The 7287-nt window shown below is 45.5% G+C and carries 7 protein-coding genes; 6 read left to right on the top strand and 1 reads right to left on the bottom strand.

Annotated features, from left to right (window positions below):
- Positions 1-126 precede the first annotated feature (126 nt).
- Together dnaK and dnaJ are read left to right on the top strand one after the other, a co-directional pair.
- Entirely contained in the window at positions 127-2040 is a 1914-nt protein-coding gene (gene dnaK, locus Q365_RS0117670; RefSeq protein ID WP_028024597.1) for a molecular chaperone DnaK, read from the top strand.
- Between the two features lie 119 nt (positions 2041-2159).
- The gene (dnaJ, locus tag Q365_RS0117675; protein WP_028024598.1) at positions 2160-3305 is read left to right on the top strand and encodes a molecular chaperone DnaJ; all 1146 of its coding nucleotides are present in this window, start codon (positions 2160-2162) and stop codon (positions 3303-3305) included.
- A gap of 38 nt (positions 3306-3343) precedes the next feature.
- Here the strand turns inward: dnaJ and Q365_RS0117680 are convergent, their stop codons facing one another.
- Positions 3344-3772 (bottom strand): type IV pilin protein, encoded by a 429-nt coding sequence (locus Q365_RS0117680; RefSeq protein ID WP_028024599.1) that lies wholly within the window; start codon positions 3770-3772, stop codon positions 3344-3346.
- Positions 3773-3865: 93 nt separating this feature from the next.
- Here Q365_RS0117680 and Q365_RS0117685 point away from each other — a divergent pair, with 93 nt between their 5' ends.
- From Q365_RS0117685 to Q365_RS0117700, 4 genes are read left to right on the top strand one after another with little or no spacing between them, the layout of a single operon-like run.
- Positions 3866-4414, top strand: a complete 549-nt coding sequence (locus tag Q365_RS0117685) for a pilus assembly FimT family protein (protein WP_028024600.1) — start codon at positions 3866-3868, stop codon at positions 4412-4414.
- A complete protein-coding gene (locus Q365_RS0117690) occupies positions 4411-5097 on the top strand; it encodes a PilW family protein (RefSeq protein WP_028024601.1) in 687 nt (228 codons plus the stop codon). Before Q365_RS0117685 ends, Q365_RS0117690 begins: the two co-directional genes overlap by 4 nt.
- Positions 5098-5099: 2 nt before the next feature.
- The gene (locus tag Q365_RS0117695) at positions 5100-6455 is read left to right on the top strand and encodes a hypothetical protein (RefSeq protein ID WP_028024602.1); all 1356 of its coding nucleotides are present in this window, start codon (positions 5100-5102) and stop codon (positions 6453-6455) included.
- Positions 6445-6876, top strand: a complete 432-nt coding sequence (locus Q365_RS0117700) for a type IV pilus modification PilV family protein (RefSeq protein WP_028024603.1) — start codon at positions 6445-6447, stop codon at positions 6874-6876. Before Q365_RS0117695 ends, Q365_RS0117700 begins: the two co-directional genes overlap by 11 nt.
- Positions 6877-7287: the final 411 nt, after the last annotated feature.

Consider the following 7287-nt stretch of genomic DNA (forward strand, 5'->3'; position numbering starts at 1 on the left):
CCCTTATCTAAGGGGCATCAAAAAGAAAATTTAAAATTTTTCTTGTGCAGGGTTGAACCCTAAACCGCGGCCCCCATATAAGGGGTAACGCAATATAGACGTAAGACGAATTTCGGAGAAAACCTAATGGGTAAGATCATTGGTATCGACTTGGGTACTACCAACTCATGTGTAGCAGTACTGGACGGTGACAAGCCACGCGTAATCGAAAACGCTGAAGGCGATCGCACAACGCCATCAATCATCGCGTACACCCAGGATGGTGAAATTTTGGTAGGCCAGCCAGCAAAACGCCAGGCTGTAACCAACCCAGAAAACACGCTTTATGCAATCAAACGACTAATCGGTCGTCGTTTTGAAGATGAAGAAGTTCAACGTGACATCGAAATCATGCCTTTCAAAATTGTTAAGGCTGACAACGGTGATGCTTGGGTAGAAGCGAAAGGCCAAAAAATGGCTGCTCCTCAGGTATCTGCTGAAGTTCTTAAGAAAATGAAGAAAACTGCGGAAGACTTCCTTGGTGAGGAAGTTACTGGCGCGGTTATCACAGTACCTGCTTACTTCAACGATGCTCAGCGTCAAGCAACCAAAGATGCTGGCCGTATCGCAGGTCTAGAAGTTAAACGTATCATCAACGAACCAACCGCAGCGGCACTTGCTTACGGTTTGGACAAAGAAGGCGGCGACCGCACTATCGCGGTATACGACCTTGGTGGTGGTACTTTCGATATCTCTATCATTGAGATTGATGAAGTTGAAGGCGAGAAGACTTTCGAAGTTCTAGCAACCAATGGTGACACTCACCTAGGTGGTGAAGACTTTGATAACCGTCTAATCAACTACTTGGTTGACGAATTCAAGAAAGACCAAGGTATTGATCTTCGTAAAGATCCACTTGCTATGCAGCGTGTTAAAGAAGCAGCAGAGAAAGCGAAAATCGAACTGTCTTCAGCTCAGCAAACCGACGTTAACCTGCCGTACGTAACTGCAGATGCAAGCGGTCCTAAGCACATGAACATTAAAGTGACTCGTGCGAAACTTGAGTCACTGGTTGAAGATCTGGTTATTCGTTCACTTGAGCCACTAAAAGTTGCTCTTGCTGATGCAGACCTTTCTGTTAGCGACATCAACGATGTTATCCTTGTGGGTGGTCAAACCCGCATGCCAATGGTTCAGGCTAAAGTGACTGAATTCTTTGGTAAAGAGCCACGTAAAGACGTGAACCCAGATGAAGCAGTTGCAGTTGGTGCAGCGGTTCAGGGTGGCGTACTGTCAGGTGAAGTTAAAGACGTTCTTCTGCTAGACGTGACTCCACTGTCTCTTGGTATCGAAACCATGGGCGGCGTAATGACTAAGTTGATTGAGAAAAACACCACGATTCCAACGAAAGCGAATCAAGTGTTCTCAACAGCTGACGACAACCAAAGCGCGGTAACTATCCACGTGCTTCAAGGTGAGCGTAAGCAATCAACCTACAACAAATCACTAGGTCAATTTAACCTAGAAGGCATCAACCCAGCACCACGCGGCATGCCACAAATCGAAGTAACTTTCGACTTGGATGCTGATGGTATCCTGCACGTGTCTGCGAAAGATAAGAGCTCGGGTAAAGAGCAGAAGATCACTATCCAAGCGTCTGGTGGTCTGAGCGACGACGAAATCGAAAAAATGGTTCAGGAAGCGGAAGCGAACAAAGAAGCAGACAAGAAGTTCGAAGAACTTGTTACTGCTCGCAACCAAGCTGACCAACTAGTACACGGTACTCGCAAGCAAGTTGAAGAAGCAGGCGAAGCACTACCAGCTGACGAGAAAGAGAAAATCGAAGCAGCAATTAACGAGCTAGAAGAAGCGCGCAAAGGCGAAGACAAAGAAGCCATTGATGCGAAAGTTCAGGCGCTAATTGCAGCATCTCAGAAGTTGATGGAAGTTGCACAGCAACAAGCTCAAGCAGCTCAATCACAAGATGCCGGTGCTGAAGCGAAGCAAGACGACGACGTTGTTGATGCTGAGTTCGAAGAAGTTAAAGACGACAAAAAGTAAAACTCGCTAATTAGCCGTTTTATTTCGCACGGGCGCAGGAGGAATCTCCTTCGCCCGTAGTTGTATGATGCGAAGCGAGATAATGTTCGTTTTGTATAGAAACAGGTGACAAGTAGAACATGTCAAAACGTGATTTTTATGAAGTACTTGGCGTAAGCCGTGACGCCAGTGAACGCGACATTAAAAAAGCGTACAAACGCCTGGCGATGAAGTATCACCCAGATAAAAACCCGGGTGATGAATCAGCCACAGACAAGTTTAAAGAAGTTAAACTTGCTTACGAGATCCTGACTGACGCTCAGAAACGCGCAGCCTACGATCAATATGGTCATGCTGCATTTGAGCAAGGCGGTATGGGCGGCGGTGGCGGCTTTGGTGGCGGCAACGCAGACTTCAGCGATATCTTTGGCGATGTGTTCGGTGACATCTTTGGCGGCGGCGGTCGTCGTGGTGGTCAAGCTCGTGCTCAGCGCGGTGCCGATTTACGTTACAACATGGAGCTTACCCTCGAGGAAGCGGTTCGTGGTGTAAATAAAGAGATTGATGTTCCTACTTATGTAAGCTGTGACCCTTGTAGTGGCAGCGGCGCTAAGCCTGGTACATCACCACAGACTTGTGGCACTTGTCATGGTCAAGGCCAAGTACAGATGCGTCAGGGTTTCTTTGCTGTTCAGCAAGCCTGTCCAACCTGTCACGGTCGTGGAAAAATCATCAAAGATCCATGTGATAGCTGTCATGGTCAAGGCCGTGTTCAGAAGACTAAAACGCTTAGCGTTAAGATCCCAGCCGGTGTTGATACCGGTGATCGCATTCGCCTAACCGGTGAAGGCGAAGCGGGCGAATATGGCGCACCAGCGGGTGACTTGTACGTTCAGGTTCATGTTCGTGACCACCATATCTTCACGCGTGATGGCAACAACTTGTACTGCGAAGTGCCAGTGAGCTTCACCATGGCGGCATTGGGTGGCGAGGTTGAAGTACCGACACTAGATGGTCGCGTGAGCTTGAAAGTACCTACTGAAACCCAAACTGGCCGTATGTTCCGTATGCGCGGTAAAGGCGTTCAGTCTGTTCGCGGTGGCGGCTTAGGTGATCTGATTTGTAAGCTGGTAGTTGAGACACCAGTTAACTTAAGCAGTAAGCAGAAAGAATTACTTCGTGAGTTTGAAGAATCGTTAGGTGGCAGTGCGGCAAAAAAGCACAAGCCAAAATCTGAAGGTTTCTTTGATGGCGTGAAGAAATTCTTTGATGACCTGACTAGCTAAGAATTAGAAAAAGAAAAAACCGGCGAAAGCCGGTTTTTTTATATCCAACATTTGTTGTTGAGGGCTTCATCATCTTTGTTTAGGTTTGATTGCTCAGAACCTGCATTGATGACCATCGTATAACAATCAGTATCATTTTTTTGCTTAGAGGTTGCTTTTGGCGTGGCCTTTAATTTGTAGGCATTATTTCCCGCTCCTCCCACCTCGATGCTGAAAGTGTATTCGTCAGATAACTGACAATTTGTACAACTTATCGCCCCTGGGTAAGCCCCGTTAACCGTGTACTGCTGCTCAACCCAAACCTGCAGTTGATAAAGATCCGTCTGCGCTCGGCTTCGTTCTGACTTAATCACATATTGTCCAAAGACAGGAACCGATATTGCGGCGATGGCTCCGATAATGGCGACAGCCACCAATATTTCGATCAACGTCATACCAGTTTGAAACGTTCGAGTTCTCAGTGTCATTATTTGTTTCGCTATACAGGATATTTGCTTATGTACCAGAGGGATAAATTATCTCTGTGTTAGCATTCAGACAAGTTGTGTGGGAATAATTGGATGCTCAGTGTGGGTAAATGGAATCGACAGCGCGGATTGAGTCTAATTGAAATGATAACAACCTTGTCGGTATTGGCAGCGGTCACAGCAGTTGCTGTTCCCAATTATATATCAGCACACAAAACCGCGGTGGTTGAGAACAAAGCGATGCAATTGCTCTCCGTACTAGAGATGGGGCAATCGGAGTCACTGATGCGTCATCGTCATATATATGTTCACTATGTACCAACCACTGATATTGAAGATGGCTGTATTGGTCTTAGTGAAAAACCTGATGTATCAAACTTTGATTGCTCGGATAGTGAAGGGTTGAAAAAAGTTTCCCTAGAGCGTTCAGGTTTACTTTCTGTTCAAGAGCCGGAATTAACTGAGCCGTCAAAGCTATTTCATTTTTCCCCTATGACAGGTCTTCCGTCGAACAATAAAACAGTGAAGCTGGCTTCAGGTACAGAAACTGGCAAGGAATCGGGTGTCATGATTCGTCAATATTCAGGCCTTAAAGGATGTAGCAATACCGCTATTGGTGATTGGGAGTCTTGTCCATCGTGAACGTATATATTTCTCGAGGTTACACCTTGGTAGAAATGATGATAGGTATGACAGTTAGTCTCGTGGTGCTTGCCTCATCAATCGCGCTTTTTTCTGTGAACACCAGTATAGGCAGTCAGCAACTTCAGAGTGACTTCTTGGATACACATTTAAATTCTTTAGCGGCCAATATGAAGCGTGAAATATCGCGAGCGGGTTTCTGTTACGACTGTACTTCTGCAAACCCTTTTATCATTGAGGGAGGCGCGGGAGGCACCTCTTCCATACTTATTGATGACAGCGCAACTCAACTCGAAGGTATTTGTATTCGCTTTGCTTACAACCATGATAAGCGCTCGGGCGCTGCGACCTATGGAAAAGATGATGCAAAAGGGTACCGTTTAGGCACCGACCCTGATGGGAATTCAGTTATCGAAATCTATGAAAATTGGAAAGGGTTGGATAACTGGAATTGCAGTAGTGATAGTTCTGGCGGCGGCTTAAGCGGTTATTGGCGAGATATGACATACGAAAGAATTGTGATTGATGCACTGTCTTTTAAAAAGTCGAGTTTTGTCAGCGTCGGCGGGAGTACAAACACACTTCAATCTGTTGAAGTCACGATTACTGCCTCTCTTAAAGCAGATCCAACAATGACAGATACGGTTGTATTTTCTGTTTCAATTCCTAACGTGGATGGTTAGCGATGAATAATCAAAATGGAATGGCAACACTCGCGGCCGTCAGCGGCATCTTAGTCATTATTGCGTTGTTCTCAGTATCAGTAGCGAGCTCTGGTGTGGGTGATATAAAGAAAGCGCAAAACTTAGTAGAGGATGCGAGACAGAGAGCAAACGCAAAGGCGGGTTTAGATTGTGCAATCGCCGTATTTGAGCAAAAAGATCTCAATCCCAATGATGCGAGTTACAGCGATACTTCATTTGATGAGTGTGCGAGTGCAACTGCCAGTACCATTACAATTGCGGGCACAGAGAGCCCTTGGTCTTTAATCTCTTCTTCAGGTTATGCGAAATACACAGCTTTAATAAGTGGTGGCGGTGGCACGGCGTCGGCATTTAAAACGTCAGGAAGCATTAAGCTTGAGGGAGGTAACCGTTGGATCCCTGCGAAGGGAGAGCTCGTAGGTAAAGATGGGAATACAGAAATCTATGAGTGTCTTGCCATCATTGCGGGGGGAGATGTGACCATTGACACTGGAGATTCCGCCGCAAAATTTGAATCCCAGCTTCTCGCCACCAACAATGAACAATGTAAAGAAGGGTTTAGTACCACGGTCGCTTCAAATACGATTAAGACAAATGAATTTGAAAACGACATTTTGGATCATCAGCCGGATATGAACTTGTTTAAAGAAAAGTTTCAGGAGGACAAAAGTAATTGGGAAAAGGTGAAAAGTGACTTTGATCATTCTTTCAACACATCGGGTACAACGACCATTGATAATGGCAATGGCACACAAACCGTAAAAAGTAACGTAGAGCTGTGCGGAAAGACGATCACTGAGGAAAGAGACGCCATTGTTGCTCAGGGGAGCCATGTAGAGGGGCAATTAGTAACAATTTGGGTTGATGGTGATTGCAATATGGCCGAAATGGTAAGTGACATTAGCAATCCTGTCTTTATCGTAGTGAAAGATGGTGTTATCGCGTACCACGGGGCATTGGCTAATTTTAATGGCTCCATTTTCCAGTTCAACTATGAAAGAGAAAACTTTCTAGACTCTTGGTTAGAGGTTAGTGAGACAACCGATGAGCAGGGTGAGGTTGTTACTACCGTTGCATGTACGAGTGGGCCATTGGCGTTCTTTTGCGATCTATTTGACGAGCCGAGTTCATTGGGTCTGGAACTGGATAACTGGAAATACCTTCCCTTCTTGTTTAATGGTTCATTTGAGACAAGAGGTAGCTACATCGTCGATGTAGAGAAAGGAACCTCTAAAGTGTTTGGTGCTTTTACACCAGGTTATGATGAAAGCATCGATAACAATGAATTTTTCCCATCCCAACCTAAACTCGTTAAGGCTAGCATTCATGACTTTTAACCGCGGATTTTCACTGATTGAAGTGCTCGTATCTATAGTTGTAGTGGCTTTGTCTGGGATTGGGACATTGAAGCTCTATGGCTACATGGAAGTTGAGAAAGCGAATGCCGCTATGTTTATAGAGGCTAAGGTCATTGCTGAATCTCAAGTCGCCCTTATTCAAACTGTCAACACAACGGGTTCAATGTGTGCTGGTAAGACGTTCGAAAATATTAATGACTGCGTAAATCAGCAAGAAGACAGCCCTTTCGCTGTAACAGTTACAAGTGCGAAATCTCTAACGCATGAAAAAGTTGCTGGAGTAGTAGAAACGTACGGCAAAGTCTATAAGGTAACAGTGGCTTGGACCGACAGAAATAATGAAGGAAAAGCACTCGTAATCCCTGTGTCTGTGTCTAAATACACCAACTTGCTTGAATAATGCGCGAACGGCACTGTTTTGTGATGTTTTTCACATAAAGCCCTTGCCAAGTTTTCAAGCCTCCCTATAATGCGACCTCACTGACACGGCGACCCGCTCCACACGGAACTGGCCACCTAATCAGTACGGCGAAAACGGCTTCAAAATGATTGAAAATAAACGCTTGACGTTAACAACTCAATCAGTAGAATGCCCGCCTGCTTCAACGGAAAAGCCCAGTGCTTATCGCGGTTGAAGGGAGTCAACAAGACGTTTTGAAGGTTGCGAAAGCAACGTTGAAAAATCTCAAAATTTCTTCTTGACTTCATCGCCTGGCAGCGTAGAATTCGCAGCCCTGACGATGAGAAGACTTCTCCAAAAGAGCAGCTTCTACAGTCAACGTTCTTTAACAATTTGACCTATACAATCTGT

The sequence above is a fragment of the Enterovibrio calviensis DSM 14347 genome (genome assembly GCF_000621165.1).
Taxonomy (GTDB): domain Bacteria; phylum Pseudomonadota; class Gammaproteobacteria; order Enterobacterales; family Vibrionaceae; genus Enterovibrio; species Enterovibrio calviensis.

Bases quoted from the DNA above. Each gene is read 5' to 3' on its own strand.
- Q365_RS0117685 (WP_028024600.1), top strand. From the start codon at position 3,866: ATGCTCAGTGTGGGTAAATGGAATCGACAGCGCGGATTGAGTCTAATT.
- dnaK (WP_028024597.1), top strand. From the start codon at position 127: ATGGGTAAGATCATTGGTATCGACTTGGGTACTACCAACTCATGTGTA.
- Q365_RS0117700 (WP_028024603.1), top strand. From the start codon at position 6,445: ATGACTTTTAACCGCGGATTTTCACTGATTGAAGTGCTCGTATCTATA.
- dnaJ (WP_028024598.1), top strand. From the start codon at position 2,160: ATGTCAAAACGTGATTTTTATGAAGTACTTGGCGTAAGCCGTGACGCC.
- Q365_RS0117695 (WP_028024602.1), top strand. From the start codon at position 5,100: ATGAATAATCAAAATGGAATGGCAACACTCGCGGCCGTCAGCGGCATC.
- Q365_RS0117680 (WP_028024599.1), bottom strand. From the start codon at position 3,772: ATGACACTGAGAACTCGAACGTTTCAAACTGGTATGACGTTGATCGAA.